This is a genomic window from Streptomyces sp. AM6-12 (assembly GCF_044327085.1).
In the GTDB taxonomy this organism is placed as follows: Bacteria; Actinomycetota; Actinomycetes; order Streptomycetales; family Streptomycetaceae; genus Streptomyces.
Genome location: NZ_JBIQWN010000002.1, coordinates 163,360 through 185,055, shown reverse-complemented (window position 1 = coordinate 185,055; position 21,696 = coordinate 163,360). Strand labels below are relative to the sequence as shown.

The 21,696-nt window shown below is 70.3% G+C and carries 3 protein-coding genes; all 3 read right to left on the bottom strand.

From position 1 onward, the window contains the following. Positions 1–4: 4 nt before the first annotated feature. The 3 genes from ACE4Q9_RS29195 to ACE4Q9_RS29185 all read right to left on the bottom strand — a co-directional run bounded on the left by ACE4Q9_RS29195 (position 5) and on the right by ACE4Q9_RS29185 (position 21,251). Positions 5–637, bottom strand: a complete 633-nt coding sequence (locus ACE4Q9_RS29195; RefSeq protein ID WP_397987499.1) for a DUF6875 domain-containing protein — start codon at positions 635–637, stop codon at positions 5–7. Between the two features lie 71 nt (positions 638–708). Further along, on the bottom strand, positions 709–13,428 hold the full coding sequence (locus ACE4Q9_RS29190) for an amino acid adenylation domain-containing protein (protein ID WP_397987498.1): 12,720 nt from the start codon (positions 13,426–13,428) through the stop codon (positions 709–711). Beyond that, positions 13,425–21,251, bottom strand: a complete 7,827-nt coding sequence (locus tag ACE4Q9_RS29185; RefSeq protein ID WP_397987497.1) for an amino acid adenylation domain-containing protein — start codon at positions 21,249–21,251, stop codon at positions 13,425–13,427. The genes ACE4Q9_RS29190 and ACE4Q9_RS29185 overlap by 4 nt, the downstream gene beginning before the upstream one ends. Positions 21,252–21,696 lie beyond the last annotated feature (445 nt).

Sequence of the window (21,696 nt, the reverse complement as noted above, 5' to 3'; positions counted from 1 at the left end):
GCGCTCAGCTCCCCGGCGCGTAGTCGGCACGGGCCCGCTCGTACATCTCGGTCAGCAGCGGGTCGATGCCGTGCGACCCGGTGCGGTAGCGGGCGCCGAAACGGCTCGCGTACTCCTCGAACCACTCCCGCCGGTCGGCCAGGAACAGCACGTCGTGGATCGCCATCGACCGCACCGCCATCATCGGCACCGGGGCATGACTCACCTCGAACGCCGGGTTGCGCGCGGCCTTCTCCTCGCACTTCTCGTGGAACTGGGCGATCATCAGCCCCCGCCGCACACTCTCCGGCTTCAGCGCGGTGTGCGCCGCGTCCAGCAGGTGCAGGTGCTCGGCCGGAAGGTCCGGCAGGACCAGCAGCAGCGAGCGCAGATTCGGGTTGCCGGACTTCCAGTCGACCTCGCTGAACTCGTCGAGACCGCAGCGGACGATCTCGTCGAGCAGGGCCTGGCTCGGGGTGGGGCCGACGAGCCTGACGCGGATCTCCAGCGCGCCGGCACGCTGGGCGGGTTCGACGAACGGGCACACCGGGCCGGTGCGTCCGAGTTCGCCGTGGGGTCGGCGGATGTACTCGCTCAGCCATTCCTCCACGGCGGCCAGGGCCTTGGCCACGTCGACGGAGAGCACGTCGGTCAGCATCAGTGTCAGTCCTCGGGTGTCGGTCCTCGCGGACAGCGGACGGCGGGTTCCTGGTGGGCGGCCCGCGAAGGTCACTCGTCGCCGGTGAGGTCGTGGAGCTTGGCCGAGAGGATGCGGCCGATCTCGGCCAACGTGTCCGGGCGGGTCAGCATCGACCCGTGGTCGCCGGGCACCACATGGGCCTCGACGGAGCCGCGCACATACGGCTGCCAGGCCGCGGCGGTCACCGGCGGGTCCTGCTCCTGCGAGCAGGCGATCAGCAGCAGGTCCCCGTCGATCTGGCCGGGCCGGTAGTCGACGGTCAGATGGGTGTTGTTCGCCGAGATCTCGGTGATCGTCGTGAGCCGGTCCTCCTCCAGGTTGGCCAGCACACTGCCCTGGCGGCGCAGGATCTCCCGCGCCCTGGCGAAGGTCATCTCGCCGTCGTCGTGGTGGTCGCCGTCGTCGACGAGACCGACGTGGTAGAGCAGCATCACCCGGTCGTCCGGGGCGGGCACGTCGGCGTGGGTGAGGCCCTGCCAGTCCGGGATCACATCGAGCACCGCGACCAGCGCCACCGGTTCGCCGCGCCGCTGGAACTCCGCGGCCAGCGCGTGCGCGCACAGCCCGCCGAACGACCAGCCGGCCAGGTGGTACGGCCCGTGCGGCTGCACCCGCTGGATCTGGTCGGCGTAATCCACCGCCATCTCCTCCATGCTGGCGGGCCGGGGTTCCGGCCGGGCCAGACTGCGCGCCTGGATACCGTAGAGCGGATACTGCGGCGCCAGGTGCTTGATGAGCGCGCTGTACGACCAGCTGATGCCCCCGCCCGGATGGACACAGAACAGCGGCGGCCTGCTGCCTCCGGTGCGCAGCGGCAGCATCACCTCGTACGAGCCGTCCGCGTCGTCGACGTCGAGCCGGGCCGCGATGCCCGCCGGTGTCGGCGCCTCGAACAGGCTCCGCACGCCCAGCTCGACACCGAAGGCCGCGCGCAGCCGGGCCAGCAGCCGGGTGGCCAGCAGCGAGTGCCCGCCCAGGTCGAAGAAGTCCTCGCTCACACCGACCACCGGTCGGCCCAGGACCTCCGCGAACAGCTCGCACACCACCTGCTCCTGCGGGGTGGCAGGCGCCCGCCCAATGTCGGCGCGCTCCGGTTCGAGCGTCGGCAGCGCCGCACGGTCGAGCTTGCCGTTGGCGGTGAGCGGCAGCCGGTCGAGCGGAACGACGGCGGCGGGGCGCATGTACTCGGGCAGCCGACGGCGCAGGTGCTCCCGTACGGCCATGAGCAGGGCTCCAGTGCTCCGGCGGGTGGCCGGGCTGGTGGTCCAGGACGAGAGCGGGGTGCCGGGGCCGGCCGCGCCCGTGGGTGCGTAGGCACCGACGGGCACCTTCTCGCCGAGCAGTTCGCGCTTGACGTACGTGACGTCGAGAGCGGCCGGTTCGTGCCCGTTCCAGCTGATCGCCGTCCAGTAGCCGTACTTCCCGCCCAGGCGGTGCAGGTCCTCCGGATCGACGCCGGCCGTGTCCCGGGACTCCGGTGCCGTCCCGGATTCGAGCGCGCGCTGTGCGGCGAGGTCGGCCGCGATGCGCGCGTGAGGTACCCCGGTGACGCGCAACCGGTCGGGCCGCGCGCTGCCCAGATGATCGGCGAGGGCACCCAGGTCACGGGTCCAGGGTCGAGTGGGAGCGTCGTCGAGGGGGTGGGTGGTGATGCCGGTCTTGTAGAGGGTGGCGTCGTAGCGGTAGCGGGTGAGTTCGTTGTGGGCGGTGCCGCGCTTGAGCTGGATGTCGGTGCCCGCCAGGTCGGGGACGTGGTGGGCGAGGGCGCTGAAGTACTCGGGGTCGACGAGGAGTTCCTTTTCCAGGACCAGGCTCTGCTCGACGGCACGGCGGATCGCGGCCGTGTCGCCAGGGTCCTCGGCACGCGCCGTCTGCACACCCGAGGCGAAGGTCCGCAGCAACCGCGGATTGCGCAGGTCGCCCAGGAACAGCGCGCCACCGGGCGCGAGCAGACGGAAGGCCTGCTCGACGACCTGCGTCAGATATCCGCCGTTCGGGAAGTACTGGGCCACGGAGTTGACCACGATCGTGTCGAAGTGCCCCTGCGGAAGGTCGCCGTGCTCATGGGCGGCCTGCACCCGGAGCCTGACCCGCCGGGCCAGCTCGGGGTCACCGTCGACATGGCGCCGCAACTCCTCCACGACGACCGGGGAGAAGTCCGTGCCCCAGTACTCCTCGCACTCGGGCGCCAGTCCGGACAGCAGCAGACCGGTGCCGACACCGATCTCCAGGACACGGCCGGGCTTGAGCGCCCTGATCCGTTCGAGCGTGGCCGCACGCCACTCCCGCATCTCGGGCAGCGGGATCGGCTCGCCGTCGTAACTGCTGTTCCAGCCGGAGAAGTCCTCCCCCAGCGTCGAACCGGGCGCCGAGTACAAGGAGTCGTAGAGATCCTGCCACTCGCCGATCTGATCCCGCTCCTCCTCGTCCCCCGTCGGTCCACCGGTGTCGGGGACGACGTAGGCGATCAGGCGGGTGCTGCCGGGCTGGTCGTGATGGGCGACCACCGCGGCCTGACCGACCGCGGGATGATCGGTGAGGACCATCTCGATCTCACCCGGCTCGATCCGGAAACCACGGACCTTGACCTGGTGGTCGGCCCGGCCCATGTACTCCAGATCGCCTTCGGCGTTGACACGCACGAGGTCACCCGTGCGATACATCCGACCACCGCACTCAACACCGAAGGGATCGGCGACGAACCGCTCCGCCGTCATACCGGGCTTGTTCAGATAGCCGCGCGCCAGGCCTGCCCCGGCGACATACAGCTCACCCGTCACCTGCGGCGGCACCGGCCGCAGGCGCTCGTCCAGCACATAGACACGGGTGTTGGCCATCGGACGGCCGATCGGCACGGTCGCCGGGCCGCTGTAGGGGCGCGGGACGCGGTGGTGGGTGGCGAACGTGGTCGTCTCCGTCGGCCCGTACCCGTCCACCACGGTCAGCCCCGGGCAGACCTCGTGCAGACGCTGCACCGTGGCGCCGGAAACGGCCTCGCCCCCACTCCACACCTGCCGCACGCCCGACAACGCGTCCGCAGCGTGCTCGGCGACCACGTTCAACAGGGAACTGGTCAGCCACAACGCAGTCACACGCCGGCTGGTGACGGCCTGGCGCAGAGCGGGGACGTCCAGATCACCGGCCGGGGCCACCACAACGGTGCCGCCGCTCAGCAGCGGCACCCACAACTCGTAGGTGGACGCATCGAACGCGGCCGGCGAATGCAGCAGCACCCGCTCATGCGCCGAACGGTCGAACCGCGGATCCAGAGCCAGGGCGGCGACATTGCGATGCGTCACCACGATCCCCTTGGGCGCACCCGTCGAACCCGAGGTGTACATCACATACGCCGCATCACCCGAACGCACACCCACCCCAGGCGCTTCACGCCGTTCCTCTCCCCCGGGTGTGGAGTCGATGAGGAACACGTCTGCCGCATCGGCCGGGAGGTGCGGCTGAGACGCGTCGTCCGTCACCACCAGCGTGGCGCCGGTGTCGGCCAGGACATGGCGGATGCGGTCGGCCGGATAGCGGGCGTCGAGGGGCACGTAGACGGCGCCGGCTTTCATCAGGCCCAGGACCGTGCTCACCGTTCCGATCGAACGCTCCAGCAGGACACCGACCGCGTCACCGGGCCACACTCCCCTGCCGATCACGTCATGCGCGAACTCGTCCGCGAGCGCGTCGAGCTGTGCGTACGTGAGCGTGACCGCGCCGTCGGTGACCGCCGGGGCATCGGGCCTCTCAGCCACCTGCCGGACGAACAGCTCGCCCAGGGAGACATCCGGTACGGCATGCACCGTGTCGTTGAACTCGACCACGGCACGCCGGTGTTCGTCGGGGGTGAGGATGTCGATGTGGTTGAGGGGCTGGTCGGGGTGGGTGGTGGCGATGTCGAGGAAGTGCAGCCACCGCTCGAACAAGGCCCGCACGGTGGGCGCGTCGTAGATGTCGCTGGAGTACTCGATCGCCCCGCTGATGCCCTGCGGCTCGCCATGGGCGCCGCGCTGCTCGGCGAGGCTGAAGAACAGGTCGAACTTCGCGGTACCGGTCCGTCCGGGAGCGACGTCGATCGTCAGACCGGGAAGCCGGAAACTCGCCTCGGGCGCGTTCTGGAGCGCCAGCATGACCTGGAACAGCGGATGGTGCGAGAGGGTGCGGGTCGGGTTGAGCAGTTCCACCAGGTACTCGAACGGGACGTCCTGGTGCGCGTAGGCAGCCAGACTCCGCTCCCGCACCCGAGCAATCAACTCAGCGAACGTCGGGTCACCGGACGTGTCCGTACGCAGCACCAGCGTGTTCACGAAGAACCCGATCAACTCATCCAGCGCCTGATCGGTGCGACCGGCCACCGGACTGCCCACCGGAACATCCTCACCCGCCCCCAACCGCGTCAGCAGAGCAGCGAGTCCGGCCTGCAGCACCATGAACAAACTCGCACCCGACGCCCGCGCGAGATCGGCCAACCGCCGGTGCAGGTCCGGGTCGACATCGACCGTGAGGTAGTCACCCCGGTAGGTCATCACGGCCGGACGCGGACGATCCACGGGAAGCGTCAACTGATCCGGCAGACCCGCCAACGCCTGCGTCCAGTAACCGATCTGCGTCGCGAACAGACTGTCCGGATCGTTCTGATCACCCAGCAGTTCGTTCTGCCACAACGTGTAGTCCGCATACTGCACCGGCAACGCAGACCACTCCGGCACCCGCCCCTCCACCCGCGCCGTATAAGCACGGGTCAGATCGGCGGCCAACGGGCCCAACGACCACCCGTCACCCGCGATGTGGTGCAGAACCAGCAGCAGTACGTACTCCTGCGCCGCGAGTTCGAAGAGCTCGGCGCGCAGCGGTATCTCGGTCGCCAGGTCGAAGGGGTAGCGGGCGGCCGCCTTCAGGGCATCCGGCAGTTCCGTCTCGGTCGTGGGGTGGACGGTGAGGTGCGGGACGGCCGCCTCGGGTGACAGCACCTGCTGGCAGGGGACGCCCTCGGCCTCGGGGAACACGGTCCGCAGACTCTCGTGCCGGGACACCACGTCACCGAGGGCGGCCCGCAGTGCGTCACGGTCCAATTCGCCGTTCAGCCGCAGGGCCAGTGGGATGTTGTAGGTGGCGCTCGGCCCCTCCATCTTGTGGATGAACCACAGCCGGCGCTGGGCGAAGGACAGCGGCATGACCTCGGGTCGCCTGCGGACGGTGAGAGCCAGGCGTCCGGGGGCGGCGGTGTCGAGGAGTGCCGCCACCGCGGCCGGCGTCGGACCCTCGAACAGCGCACGCAACTCCAGCTCGGCTCCGAACGCGGCGCGGATCTGGGCGATGAGGCGAGTGGCCAGCAGTGAGTGCCCGCCCAAGTCGAAGAAGTCGTCCTCGACACCGACCCGCGGCAGCCCCAGCACCTGCGCGAACAGATCACACACGATCTGCTCCTGCGGCGTGCGCGCCCCTCGGCCCGATCCGGCCGACGCGAACTCCGGCACAGGCAGGGCCACCCGGTCCAGCTTGCCGTTGGCCATCAGGGGGAGCCGGTCGAGGGGAACGATGGCCGACGGGACCATGTAGTCGGGCAGACGGTCGCGGGTGTGCTCACGGAGCTTGTCGACCAGGGCACCGGTGCCGCGGCGGGCGGCGGGGTTGGTCGCCCACGTGGAAAGGGATGCGGTGACGGAGCTGGTGGGGAGCGCGGCGTAGGTGCCGACGGGGGCGCGGCCGGACAGCCGGGTCCGGTCGACGAAGACGACGTCCACGGCGTCGGTGTCCTGGGTGTTCCAGGTGATGCCGGTCCAGTAGCCGTGCTCGTCGCCCAGGGTGTGGAAGGTCTCAAGGCCGATGGGTGAGGCGCTGGGGCGGTCGGGCAGCGGTGCGCCGTCTTCGAGGGCCTGTCGCACGGCGAGTTCGTGGACGAGGCGGGGGTTCGGGACGCCGGTCAGGCGGATTTCCGCGGGCCGGTCGACCGCCAGCTGTTGCCTCAGATCGTTGAGGTTGGCTTGGGCGTCGGCGTGCGCGAGCCAGGGGCGGGCGGGAGCGTCGTCGAGGGGGTGGGTGGTGATGCCGGTCTTGTAGAGGGTGGCGTCGTAGCGGTAGCGGGTGAGTTCGTTGTGGGCGGTGCCGCGCTTGAGCTGGATGTCGGTGCCCGCCAGGTCGGGGACGTGGTGGGCGAGGGCGCTGAAGTACTCGGGGTCGACGAGGAGTTCCTTTTCCAGGACCAGGCTCTGCTCGACGGCACGGCGGATCGCGGCCGTGTCGCCAGGGTCCTCGGCACGCGCCGTCTGCACACCCGAGGCGAAGGTCCGCAGCAACCGCGGATTGCGCAGGTCGCCCAAGAACAACGCGCCACCGGGGGTGAGGGCGCGGAGCGCGTGGTGGACGACTTGTTCCAGGTAACCGGCGTTCGGGAAGTACTGGGCCACGGAGTTGAGCACGATCGTGTCGAAGTGGCCCTGCGGAAGGTCGGCGAAGTCGTGGGCGGGCTGGGTGCGCAGGTGGACCCGGGTGGCCAGGACGGGATCGGCGTCGATGTGCCGCCGAAGCTCGTCGATGACGGTGCGGGAGAAGTCGGTGCCCCAGTACTCCTCGCACTCGGGCGCCAGTCGGGCCAGGAGCAGGCCGCTGCCGACACCGATTTCGAGGACGCGGCGCGGCCTCAGGGACCGGATGCGGTCGACGGTCGTGTCCCGCCACTCCCGCATCTCGGGCAGTGGGATCGGCTGGCCGTCGTAACTGCTGTTCCAGCTGGCGAAGTTCTCACCGAAGGCCGTCTGCTCCGCCGCGGTGTACACGGCGTCGTACAGGTTCTGCCACTCGCTGAGCTGGTCCTGCTCCACAGCCTCGTCGTGGTCGCGCGCCGAGGTGTCTGCGACGACGTAGGCGACGAGTCGGGTGTCGCCGGGCTGGTCCTCGCGGACGACGACGGCTGCCTGCGCGATGTCCGTATGGTCGGTGAGGACCTCCTCGATCTCGCCGAGTTCGATGCGGAAACCGCGGATCTTGATCTGGTGGTCGACGCGCCCGACGAACTCCAGCTCGCCGTCCTGGTTCCAGCGCACGAGGTCACCGGTGCGGTACATCCGCCCACCGGGCTCGGGAGCGTACGGGTCCGCCAGGAACCGCTCAGCCGTCAAGCCGGGCTTGCCCAAGTAGCCGCGGGCCACACCGGATCCTGCGATGTACAGCTCTCCCACCACACCGGGCGCCACCAACTCAAGCCCCGAACCCAGCACGTAGGCCCGCGTGTTGGCGATCGGCCGGCCGATGGGCGGTGTGCCCGCGCCGCCGCCGAGGTCCGCGGCCGTCGACCAGATGGTGGTCTCGGTGGGACCGTACAGGTTGGTCACGTCGTCGGTGAGCCTGCGCATCGACTCGGCGAGCGGAGTGGGCAGCGCCTCACCGCCGACGAGCACACGCAGGCCCCGCAGCGCCTCCGGCTCGTGCGCCACGAGCAGCTGCCACAGGGAGGGGGTGCCCTGCACGACCGTGACGCCGTGCCGGGCGATCAGGTCGAGCACCGCGGACGGTTGAGGGACGGCCTCCTTGGGGGCGAGGACGACCGTGGCGCCCGACAGGAGCGGGTGGTACAGCTCCAGCGCGGCGATGTCGAACGCCACCGTGGTGACCGCGAGCAGCCGTTCCCCCGTTCGGAGCGGGACCTTGCGCCGCATCGCTTCCAGGAAGTTGAGCAGCGCCGCGTGCGGTACGACCACGCCCTTGGGGCGACCGGTCGAGCCTGACGTGTAGATCACGTACGCGGCGGCCTCGGGGGCCGGCGGTGCTGCGTGTCCGGTCTCGGCCGGGTCGGTGTCGGGGCTGGCGGACAGAAGTGCGTGTACGTCCGGGGAGTTCAGCACCAGTCGTGCCGCCGAACCACCGTCCGGCGTCCGGGAGTCGGTCGCCAATGTGGTGAGCAACAGGGCGGGCCGTGCGTCCTGGAGGACGTAGGCGAGGCGGCCGGCCGGGTGGTCCGGGTCCAGTGGCAGGTACGCGGCACCGCTCTTGAGCACGGCCAACAGGGCGATCACCAGCTCGGCCGAACGCGGCAGCGCCAGCGCGACCACCCGGTCCGGACCCGCGCCCCGGCGCAGCAGGACGTGCGCGAGGCGGTTGGCGCGGCGGTCCAGCTCCGCATACGTCAGGGAGGTGTCCCCGGCGATCACGGCCACGGCGTCAGGGGTGGCGGCGGCCTGCTCGGCGAAGCGGACCGGCAGCAGCTTCTCGCCGACCTCGGTCTCGGTCTCCAGCCAGGTGCCGAGCAACTGCCGGTGTTCGTCGGGGGTGAGGATGTCGATGTGGTTGAGGGGCTGGTCGGGGTGGGTGGTGGCGATGTCGAGGAAGTGCAGCCACCGCTCGAACAAGGCCCGCACGGTGGGCGCGTCGTAGATGTCGCTGGAGTACTCGATCGCCCCGCTGATGCCCTGCGGCTCGCCATGGGCGCCGCGCTGCTCGGCGAGGCTGAAGAACAGGTCGAACTTCGCGGTACCGGTCCGTCCGGGAGCGACGTCGATCGTCAGACCGGGAAGCCGGAAACTCGCCTCGGGCGCGTTCTGGAGCGCCAGCATGACCTGGAACAGCGGATGGTGCGAGAGGGTGCGGGTCGGGTTGAGCAGTTCCACCAGGTACTCGAACGGGACGTCCTGGTGCGCGTAGGCAGCCAGACTCCGCTCCCGCACCCGAGCAATCAACTCAGCGAACGTCGGGTCACCGGACGTGTCCGTACGCAGCACCAGCGTGTTCACGAAGAACCCGATCAACTCATCCAGCGCCTGATCGGTGCGACCGGCCACCGGACTGCCCACCGGAACATCCTCACCCGCCCCCAACCGCGTCAGCAGAGCAGCGAGTCCGGCCTGCAGCACCATGAACAAACTCGCACCCGACGCCCGCGCGAGATCGGCCAACCGCCGGTGCAGGTCCGGGTCGACATCGACCGTGAGGTAGTCACCCCGGTAGGTCATCACGGCCGGACGCGGACGATCCACGGGAAGCGTCAACTGATCCGGCAGACCCGCCAACGCCTGCGTCCAGTAACCGATCTGCGTCGCGAACAGACTGTCCGGATCGTTCTGATCACCCAGCAGTTCGTTCTGCCACAACGTGTAGTCCGCATACTGCACCGGCAACGCAGACCACTCCGGCACCCGCCCCTCCACCCGCGCCGTATAAGCACGGGTCAGATCGGCGGCCAACGGGCCCAACGACCACCCGTCACCCGCGATGTGGTGCAGAACCAGGACGAGGACGTGGCGGTCGGGGGCGAGTCGGAACAGCTCGGCGCGCAGCGGTGTTTCGGTTGCCAGGTCGAAGGGGTAGCGGGCCGCCGACTTCAGGGCCTCCGGCAGTTCCCTCTCGGTAATGTCCGTGGTGGGCAGCTCCACGTTCACGCTGTCGAGGACGTGCTGGTACGGCGTGCCGTCAGTCTCGGGGAACACCGTCCGCAGGCTCTCGTGCCGGGACACCACGTCACCGAGGGCGGCCCGCAGCGCGTCACGGTCCAACGTGCCGGTCAGTCGTAAGACGAGAGGGATGTTGTAGGTGGCGCTCGGCCCCTCCATCTTGTGCAGGAACCACAGCCGCCGCTGGGCGAACGACAGAGGCACGGCGTCGGGCAGTTGCTGCTTGGTCAGGGCGAGCCGTGCGGGCCCGGCGGTGTCGAGCCGGGCCGCGACCGCCCCCGCGGTCCGTGCCTCGAAGAGCGTGCGCAGGCCGATCTCGACGCTGAACGCGGCACGGATGCGGGCGATCAGCCGGGTGGCCAGCAGCGAGTGGCCGCCGAGCTCGAAGAAGTCGTCGTCCACGCCGACGAGGGGCAGCCCCAGCACCTGTGCGAACAGATCGCAGATGATCTGCTCCTGCGGCGTGCGCGCCTCCCGCCCCGCCCTGGGCACGGCGATGTGCGGCTCCGGGAGCGCCGCCTTGTCCAGCTTGCCGTTGGCGGTCAGCGGCAGGCGGTCCAGGAGTGTGACGGCCGAGGGCACCATGTGTTCGGGCAGCCGCTCACGGACGAACTCCCGTAACTCCTCGGGCCGCAGGGCCTCCCGGGCCACCACATAGGCCACCAGCCGGGTCCTGCCGGGCTGGTCCTCGCGGACGACTACGGCGGCCTGGGCGATATGGGGGTGCTCGGTGATGACGTTCTCGATCTCGCCGGGTTCGATGCGGAAGCCGCGGATCTTGACCTGGTGGTCGGCGCGGCCGACGAACTCCAGCTCGCCGTCCTGGTTCCAGCGCACGAGGTCACCGGTGCGGTACATCCGCCCACCCGGCTCGGCAGCGTACGGGTCCGCCACGAACCGCTCGGCCGTCATACCGGGCTTGCCCAGATACCCGCGGGCGACACCGGCCCCCGCGACGTACAGCTCCCCCACCACGCCGGGCGCCACCAACTCAAGCCCCGAACCCAGGACGTAGGCCCGCGTGTTGGCGATCGGTCGGCCGATCGGCGCGGTGAGCCGCCAGCTGTCGGCGTCGTCGCTCAGGGTGTGGGCCGTGACCACGTGGGTCTCGGTGGGGCCGTAGTGGTTGTGCAGCACGCGTTCTGGTGCCGAGGTGTGGAACTCGCGGACGACGCGGCTCAGCGTAAGGGCCTCGCCGGCCTGCGCGATGGTCCGCAGCCGGGGCAGCGCACGTCCCTGCTCGACGGCTGCCTCGGCGACGGCCTCCAGGACGAGGTTGGGCGCAAAGAGTTCCTCCACTTCGTGCTCGTCCAGCCACTCGACGAACCGGGCCGCGTCCCGCCGGACGTCCTCGTCCGGGATCACCAGGGTCTTGCCGAACATCAGGGCCGACAGCATCTCCTGCGCGGAGACGTCGAAGCTGATGGCCGTGAACTGCGCGGTGCTCGTGCCGGGTTCGCCGCCGATCGCCTCGTGGTGCCACTCCAGCAGGTTCACCAGCGCACCCGCGGGCATGACGACGCCTTTGGGTCGGCCGGTGGAGCCTGAGGTGTAGATGACGTACGCGGGGTGATCCGGCGCGAGTGCGGTGACGGGATTGTCCGAGGGCTGATCCGTCACGTCGAGCGCGTCCAGCAACAGCACCGGCGCCGCGGCGACAGCGTCCGCCGGGGGACGGTGCCCGGTCGCCGACAGCACAAGGACGGGCCGGGCATCGCCGACCATCTGAGCCACCCGAGCCGCCGGATAGGCCGGATCAACAGGAAGATAGGCCGCGCCCGCCTTCAGCACCGCCAAGACCGCGACGACCAGGTCCGCGCTGCGCGGCAGCGCCACCGCCACCACGTCCTCCGGACCGACACCACGCCCCACCAGCACATGAGCCAGCCGGTTCGCCCGCTCGTTCAACTCCCCGTACGACAGTGCGGAACCCTCCCACACCACCGCCGCCGCACCCGGCGCAGCCACCACCCGCGCCTCGAACAACTCCGGCAACGTCACCCGCGACGACACCACAGCAGCCGGCACCGCCAACACAGCCGCCCGCTCCTGCGCGGACAGCAGATCCATCCGCCCGATCAGCCGGGAGGAATCCGTGACGACGAGGTCGAGCACCCGGATCAGCCGGTCGATGAACCCGGCGGCCGTCGCCTGGTCGAACAGGTCGTCGCGGTAGTCCAGGCGGAGGTACAGACGACGACCCGGGGCGGCGATCAGGGTCAGGGGATAGTGCGTCGCGTCCCGCCCGCGACCCAGGTCAGGGGTGATCCGCAGCCCGGTCTCCGGCCGCTCGCCGGGTTCGTCCCACGGGTAGTTCTCGAAGACCAGGGAGGTGTCGAAGAGGTCGCCCAGACCGGCCAGTCGCTGGATGCGGGCGAGTCCGAGGTGGTGGTGCCCGGTGAGCCGCGACTGCGCGCTCTGCACCTGTTCGACGGTGGTCAGCAGGGACTGCGCCGGGTTGAGGGACACCCGCACCGGCACCATGTTGATGAGCAGCCCCACCATGCTCTCGACGCCGGGTAGTTGAGGGTCGCGCCCGGCCACGACGGCCCCGAACACGACGTCGTCGTGGCCGGTGCGCCGGCTCAGCACAAGCCCCCAGGCCGCCTGGAGCACGGTGTTCAGGGTCACCCCGTGCCGGCGCGCCCAGTCGGCCAGCGCTGCCGTGCGGTCCTCGTCCAGTTCCACGGTGATCCGCTCCGGCATCAGGCCGGGACGGCCCGGGTCCACCGGGGCGAGCAGCGTCGGCTGTTCGAGTCCGCCGAGCGCCTCCCGCCAGGCGGCCTCCGCCGCTGGCTGGTCCTGCTGCGCGAGCCACCCCAGGTACTGCCGGTAGGGGGCCACTCGGGGCAGCACGGTGGTGTCGCCCTGGCTGTCGTACAGCGTGGCCAGCTCGCGCACGAGCAGTGGCGTCGACCAGCCGTCGAGCAGGATGTGGTGGGTGGTCATGATGAGGCGGTGGCTTTCGGCGGCCAGGCGCACCAGGGAGAAGCGCAGCAGGGGCGGCTCGGCCAGGTCGAACCGGCGGGCGTGCTCCTTGGCGGCGAGCCGGGCCAGCTCCGCCTCCGCGTCGGCCTCGGGAAGCGGCGACAGGTCGAACTCGTCCCACGGAACGTCTACCTGACGTGGTATCAGCTGTACTGTGCGGCCGGAGTCCACCTGCCGGAATCCGGCGCGCAGGTTCGGGTGCCGTTGGACGAGGGCGAGCACGGCGGCCCGCAGCCGCGCCGCATCGAGGACGCCCTCGATGGCGAAGACGTGCTGCACCGCGTAGACGTCCGCGCCGTCCTGCTCGTAGCGGGAGTGGAACAGCAGACCCTCCTGCATCGGGGAGAGGGGGAGGATGTCTTCCAGGCCCGACGACGTCATTTCTGCACCCTCCACGCTGCTTCGAGCTGCTCGATGTCGTGCTGGCTGAGTTCGGTCAGGGGGAAGTCCGAGGGGCTGTGGCCGCCGGTGCCGGAGCGCTCGCCGTGCCGGACCAGTCCGCGGATCGCTCGGAACCAGTGGTCGGCCAGGGCTCGGACGTGCCGTTCGGTCCACAGATCCGGCGCCCAGGTCCAGACGGCCTCCAGTTCCGGCCCGTCCGGGAGGTCGCGGACCATGCTGTTCACCTCAACCCCGTGTGCCAGGGCGGTCGCCGGGTCGGCGCCGCTCAGCAGGCCCGTCTCGGCGGCCACCGTCCATTCCGGGCCGCCGGGGACCACCGGGGCGCCCGCCGAGGGGAACCGGCCGAGGTAGTTGAATCCGAGTTGCGGTACGGCGAGCCCGGCCAGCTCCGGCGCGGTGCCGGGATTGAGGTGCCGCAGCAGGCCGTAGCCGATGCCCCGGTCGGGCAGGGAGCGGACCTGCTCCTTGACCCGCTTCAGTGCCTGTCCGAGCGACGGCCCGCCGCCGACGACCTCTTCCCACGCCAGGGGGCCGGGGTCGATGCGGACGGGATACAGCGAGGTGAACCATCCCACGGTGCGCGAGAGGTCCACGCCCTCGACGATCTCCTCGCGCCCGTGTCCCTCCACGTCCACGAGGAGAGCCGTGTGCCGCCCACGTGCATGGGTCCGGCGCCACTGGGCGACCGCCAGGGCAAGCGCGGCGAGCAGAACGTCGTCGACCTTCGCGTGGAAGGCCGTGGGCACCGTCGTCAGCAGCGGGGTGGTGACCTCGGACGGCAGGGAGAGCGTGAGCGCACGGGCCCGGCCCACGGTGTCCCGCGCGGCATCGGGCCGGCCAGTGGTCAGCGGTGGGTCGGCCGCGGTGAGCAGTCCGGCCCACAGCGCCGCCTCGGCGGTGCGGGCCGGCTGCCGGGCCTCGACCGTGAGGAGACTCGCCCAGCGGCGCAGGGAGGTGCCCACCGGGTCCAGCCGTGGGGGACGGCCGCCCCCGACGGCCTCGCAGGCGGCGATGAGATCGGGAAGCAGGATCCGCCAGGACACCCCGTCGACGACGAGATGGTTGACGACGACCAGCAGCCTGCCCCGTTCGGCCGGTCCGGCGTCGAACCAGACCACCTGAACCAGCAGGCCACGCTCGGCCGACAGTCGATCGGACGCCGCCTCCGCCTGTGCGCGTACCAGCGTCGCGTCGACGGCCGCACCGGCGGTGTCGACACGATGCACCATGTCCGCGGCCGACACGGACCCCACCGGGCCCACCTCAAGCGACCACGCCCCGTTGTCCTGACCGCTTCGTTTCCGGTGCAACCGCAGCGCGTCGTGGTGGTCCACGAGCGCCTGCACGGCCGCGACGAGGTGGTCCTCGCGCAACCCGGCCGGCACCTCCAGCAGCATCGCCTGGTAGAACGCGTCGATGTCGCCACCGCGCGCGTCGAACCAGCGCATGATCGGCGTCGGTTCCAGCCCTCCCACGCCGGAGTCGCCGGAATCGAGTGCCGACACGGCCAGTTCCTCGGCGACCTCGGCCAGTCCGGCCGCGGTCCGCTGCTCGAAGACGTCCCGGACCGCCAGTTTGACACCCGCCGAGCGAGCGAGGCTGACCAGCCGGATCGAGACGATGCTGTCGCCACCGAGCGCGAAGAAGTCGTCGTCGGGCCCGACGTTGTCCACGCCCAGGGCCTGCGCGACCAGCGTCCCCAGCAGTCGCTCGCGCTCCGTCCGCGGTTCACGGCGCGGCACATCCGCCCGCGCGCCCCGATCGGGTTCGGGCAGCGCGGCCCGGTCGAGCTTGCCGTTGGCCGTCAACGGCAGCCGGTCCAGGGTGACGTACGTGGACGGCGCCATGTACTCGGGCAGCCGCTGCCGCACGAACTCCCGCAGATCTGCCAGTGTTCCGCCGGGGTCGGGGACGATGTAGGCGATCAGGCGGGTGCTGCCGGGCTGGTCGTGATGGGCGACCACGGCGGCCTGACCGACCTCGGGATGATCGGTGAGGACCATCTCGATCTCACCCGGCTCGATCCGGAAACCACGGACCTTGACCTGGTGGTCGGCCCGGCCCATGTACTCCAGATCGCCTTCGGCGTTGACACGCACGAGGTCACCCGTGCGATACATCCGACCACCGCACTCAACACCGAAGGGATCGGCGACGAACCGCTCCGCCGTCATACCGGGCTTGTTCAGATAGCCGCGCGCCAGGCCTGCCCCGGCGACATACAGCTCACCCGTCACCTGCGGCGGCACCGGCCGCAGGCGCTCGTCCAGCACATAGACACGGGTGTTGGCCATCGGACGGCCGATCGGCACGGTCGCCGGGCCGCTGTAGGGGCGCGGGACGCGGTGGTGGGTGGCGAACGTGGTCGTCTCCGTCGGCCCGTACCCGTCCACCACGGTCAGCCCCGGGCAGACCTCGTGCAGACGCTGCACCGTGGCGCCGGAAACGGCCTCGCCCCCACTCCACACCTGCCGCACGCCCGACAACGCGTCCGCAGCGTGCTCGGTGACCACGTTCAACAGGGAACTGGTCAGCCACAACGCAGTCACACGCCGGCTGGTGACGGCCTGGCGCAGAGCGGGGACGTCCAGATCACCGGCCGGGGCCACCACAACGGTGCCGCCGCTCAGCAGCGGCACCCACAACTCGTAGGTGGACGCATCGAACGCGGCCGGCGAATGCAGCAGCACCCGCTCATGCGCCGAACGGTCGAACCGCGGATCCAGAGCCAGGGCGGCGACATTGCGATGCGTCACCACGATCCCCTTGGGCGCACCCGTCGAACCCGAGGTGTACATCACATACGCCGCATCACCCGGACGCACACCCACCCTGGGATCACCAGTGTCGGTCGCATGGGACCGAGGAGACTCGATGCGGAGCAACTCCACGGACTCGGCACTTGTTTCCGGAACCGACCGTTCGTCGGTGATCAGCAGGCGCGCGCCGGTGTCGGCCAGGACATGGCGGATGCGGTCGGCCGGATAGCGGGCGTCGAGGGGCACGTAGACGGCGCCGGCCTTCATCAGGCCCAGGACCGTGCTCACCGTCCCGATCGAACGCTCCAGCAGGACACCGACCGCGTCACCGGGCCGCACTCCCCTGCCGATCACCTCATGCGCGAACTCGTCCGCGAACGCGTCGAGCTGTGCGTACGTGAGCGTGACGGCGCCGTCGGTGACCGCCGGGGCATCGGGCCTCTCAGCCACCTGCCGGACGAACAGCTCGCCCAAGGAGACATCCGGTACGGCATGCACCGTGTCGTTGAACTCGACCACGGCACGCCGGTGCTCCTCGAGAGTGAGAATGTCGATGTCCGCCAGAGGACGGTCGGGATCGGACACGGCCGCGTTCAACAGCCTCAGCAAGCGGTCGAACAGTGCCTGCACGGTGGGCGCGTCGTAGATGTCGCTGGAGTACTCGACGGCACCGCTGATGCCCTGGGGCTCACCGCGCTCCCCACGCCGCTCCGCAAGGCTGATAAACAGATCGAACTTCGCCGTACCCGTCCTGCCCAGCTCGACCCCGGCTCGCAGTCCGGGAAGCTCCAGCTCGGTCTCGGGGGCGTTCTGGAGCGCCAGCATGACCTGGAACAGCGGATGGTGCGACAGGGTGCGGGTCGGGTTGAGCAGCTCCACCAGGTACTCGAACGGGACGTCCTGGTGCGCGTAGGCAGCCAGACTCCGCTCCCGCACCCGAGCAATCAACTCAGCGAACGTCGGGTCACCGGACGTGTCCGTGCGCAACACCAGCGTGTTCACGAAGAACCCGATCAACTCATCCAGCGCCTGATCGGTGCGACCGGCCACCGGACTGCCCACCGGAACATCCTCACCCGCCCCCAACCGCGTCAGCAGAGCAGCGAGTCCGGCCTGCAGCACCATGAACAAACTCGCACCCGACGCCCGCGCGAGATCGGCCAACCGCCGGTGCAGGTCCGGGTCGACATCGACCGTGAGGTAGTCACCCCGGTAGGTCATCACGGCCGGACGCGGACGATCCACGGGAAGCGTCAACTGATCCGGCAGACCCGCCAACGCCTGCGTCCAGTAACCGATCTGCGTCGCGAACAGACTGTCCGGATCGTTCTGATCACCCAGCAGTTCGTTCTGCCACAACGTGTAGTCCGCATACTGCACCGGCAACGCAGACCACTCCGGCACCCGCCCCTCCACCCGCGCCGTATAAGCACGGGTCAGATCGGCGGCCAACGGGCCCAACGACCACCCGTCACCCGCGATGTGGTGCAGAACCAGCAGCAGTACGTACTCCTGCGCCGCGAGTTCGAAGAGCTCGGCGTGGAGGGGGATTTCGGCCGCCAGGTCGAAGGCGTGCCGGGCCGCTGACTTCAGGGCCTCCGGCAGTTCCGTCTCGGTAATGTCCGTGGTGGGCAGCTCGACGCTCACGCTGTCCAGGACGTGCTGGTACGGCGTGCCGTCAGTCTCGGGGAACACCGTCCGCAGGCTCTCGTGCCGGGACACCACGTCACCGAGGGCGGCCCGCAGCGCGTCACGGTCCAACGTGCCGGTCAGTCGTACGACGAGAGGGATGTTGTAGGTGGCGCTCGGCCCCTCCATCTTGTGCAGGAACCACAGCCGCCGCTGGGCGGACGAGAGGGGAAGGGCCTGCGGGCGTTCCCGCGCCGTCAGGGGCGGCCGAGCGGGTCCGGCGGTGTCGAGGAGTGCCGCCACCGCGGCCGGCGTCGGACCCTCGAACAGCGCACGCAACTCCAGCTCGGCTCCGAACGCGGCGCGGATCCGGGCGATGAGGCGAGTGGCCAGCAGCGAGTGCCCGCCCAGGTCGAAGAAGTCGTCCGCGACACCGACCCGCGGCAGCCCCAACACCTGCGCGAACAGACCACACACGATCTGCTCCTGCGGCGTGCGCGCCTCCCGCCCCGCCCTGGGCACGGTGAAGTCCGGCTCCGGGAGCGCCGCCTTGTCCAGCTTGCCGTTGGCGGTCAGCGGCATGCGGTCCAGTACGACGACGGCCGCCGGCACCATGTGGTCGGGCAGCCGGTCCCGCGCGAAGTCCCGTACGTCGGCGTCGCGGAGGGCTGCCCGTGCCACCACGTAGGCGATGAGGCGGGCGTCGCCGGACTGTTCCTCCCGGACCACCACCGCGGCCTCGGCGACATCGGGGTGGTCGGTCAGCACGTGCTCGATCTCGCCGGGTTCGATGCGGAAGCCGCGGATCTTGACCTGGTGGTCGGCGCGGCCGACGAACTCCAGCTCGCCGTCCTGGTTCCAGCGCACGAGGTCACCGGTGCGGTACATCCGCCCACCGGGCTCGGCAGCGTACGGGTCCGCCACGAACCGCTCGGCCGTCAGGCCAGGCTTGCCCAGATACCCGCGGGCGACACCGGCGCCCGCGACGTACAGCTCCCCCACCACGCCGGGCGCCACCAACTCAAGCCCCGGACCGAGCACATACGTCCGCAGGTCGGAGATACCGACGCCGATGACGCTGGCCGCCGCCGCGGTTGCTCGCTCCCGGGTCAGCGGCTGGTACGTCACGTGGACCGTGGTCTCGGTGATGCCGTACATGTTGATCAGGGACGGCGTGTCGCCGGGGTGGCGCCGGTACCAGTCGGCGAGGCGGGACGGCTGGAGTGCCTCACCGCCGAACACCACGATGCGCAGGGCGAGTTCGCGGCCCTGCGAGGAGGCGTCGGCGTCGGCCTGTGCCAACTGGTAGAAGGCCGACGGCGTCTGGTTGAGGACGGTGACGCCGTGATCGGCCAGCAGATCGAGGAAGGCGCCCGGCGTCCTGCTGACCTCGTAGGGCACCACGACGAGTCGGCCGCCGTGCAGCAACGCTCCCCATAGCTCCCAGACGGAGAAGTCGAAGGCGTACGAGTGGAACAGCGTCCAGACGTCGTCGGGACCAAAGCCGAACCACTTCCGGGTGGCGTCGAAGAGCCGCACCACGTTGCGGTGGGCGACGACGACGCCTTTGGGTCGGCCGGTGGAGCCTGAGGTGTAGATGACGTACGCGGGGTGATCCGGCGCGAGTGCGGTGACGGGATTGCCCGAGGGCTGATCCGTCACGTCGAGCGCGTCCAGCAACAGCACCGGCGTCGCGGCGACAGCGTCCGCCGGGGGACGGTGCCCGGTCGCCGTCAGCACAAGGACGGGCCGGGCATCGCCGACCATCTGACCCACCCGAGCCGCCGGATAGGCCGGATCAACAGGGAGATAGGCCGCGCCCGCCTTCAGCACCGCCAAGACCGCGACGACCAGGTCCGCGCTGCGCGGCAGCGCCACCGCCACCACGTCCTCCGGACCGACACCACGCCCCACCAGCACATGAGCCAGCCGGTTCGCCCGCTCGTTCAACTCCCCGTACGACAGCGCGGAACCCTCCCACACCACCGCCGCCGCACCCGGCGCAGCCACCACCCGCGCCTCGAACAACTCCGGCAACGTCACCCGCGACGACACCACAGCAGCCGGCACCGCCAACACAGCCGCCCGCTCCTGCGCGGACAGCAGATCCATCCGCCCGATCGGCCGGGAGGAATCCGTTGCCGTGACGGCTCGCAGAGCCGTGAGCAGGCGCCGGTGGTGAACGGCCAGTTCGTCCTGCGTGCACAGTTCGGGGTGGACGTTCACGTCGACGACCGGCCCGGCGCCGTCACGCCGGTCCCACACGGCGAGGGTGAGGTCGCCCACCAGACCGGAGGTGAGGTTGTGCGCGGTGGTCGGCAGTCCGGCGAACGTGATCGCGTAGTCGAAGGACATGACGTTGACGACGGGTGCGTACCACGTCCCCATGTGGCCGGGCAGTGCGAGGTCGCGCTGGATGTCCTCGGCCCGGTACCGCTGGTGGCTGCCCAGTTCGCGCACGCGCTCGCCGATCTGGGTGAGGAGTTCGCCGAGTGTCAGCTCCGGTCGTAGCGTGAGCCGGAGCGGTAGGACATTGGCAGCCGTGCCGGGAGTGCGGCGCTCCACCTGGGTGAGGCGTGCCGTCACCGGCAGGCCGAGGACGACGGTGGCCGCGCCGGTCGTCCGGTGGACGTGGAGGGCTGCGGCGGCGATGACCAGATGCGACCAGGGGGCGCGGGCCCGGCGGGCCGCGTCGCGCAGCGCCGTGTGTTCCGCCGGCTCCCATGCGGTGGTGTGCCGGATATAGCGCTCCGGCGTGGTCGACGGCGTGCCGACGAGGCCTGCCGGTTGCGGACGGTCGGCGAGGCGTTCCGTCCAGTACGCCCTGTCCTGGGCGAAGTGCTCCGATGCCTGGTAGGCCTGTTCGGCCGTGATCAGGTCGGACAGCGTGCCGAAAGGGCTCGCTCCCACCGGGCCGCCGCGGGCGAGTGCGGTGTAGACGTCGGCGACCCGGCGTGTGATCAGCAGGACCCCGAAGGCGTCCATCACGGCGTGGTGGTAGCCCTGGTACCACCAGAAGCGGTCTGCGCCGACCTTCAGCAGCGCGTACTCGAACAGCCGATCCTCGGTCAGGTTCATGGGCCGGGCGACCGCGGCGTCCATCCAGTCGCGGGCGGCCTGTTCGGGGTCCGGCTCCGCGCTCAGGTCGGTGACCGCGAGCGGCCAGTCGGCAGGCTCTTGGAGGGCTTGCCGGACCTCGTCACCTTCCTCGACGAAGCGGACGTGCAGCGCCTCCGCCTCGCCGACGACCAGCCGCAGGGCTTGCGCGAACAGCTCCGGGTCCACGCCTCCGTGGATCTCCAGGTACTCCCCCACCCGGAAGACTCGATTGCCGCTCCCCAGCCGCTGCTCGGCGATCCATATTTCGCGTTGCGCAGCCGTGAGGGGCAGCGTGCTACCGGCACTGACGGACAAGTCTCCACCTCCGAGAATTCCCCCGCACGGACGGCCGGAGAGACAGGAATGAAAAACTCACAATGTCCTGGAAAACGCGTCGTAAATTCGATCGCGCAGAAGAGAGACGGCGAACTCCGCACTGTCGGAGCGATGCGGATCACCGTGTGCGTACAGGAGCCGGACTTAACCGCTCGGAAACACGACAGAGGGAAACCTAACCTTGGGAGACCCGGAGGGTCAAGGAGATCAATCACCTATGCCACGTGCATGTCCGGCGCCCTGTCCCGCCGGCGGGACACACGGGACAACCCGGCGGGACCCGCGCGCACGCCCGGCATCGGCCGTGGTGCCCGCCGATGCGGTCCGGCGGCCAACTCCCCCTGGATCGCATGGTGGAGGCCCACCACGCGCGCTCACGGCGGGACACGACGGATGCCCGCCGCACGCCGGACGCACCGCCCTT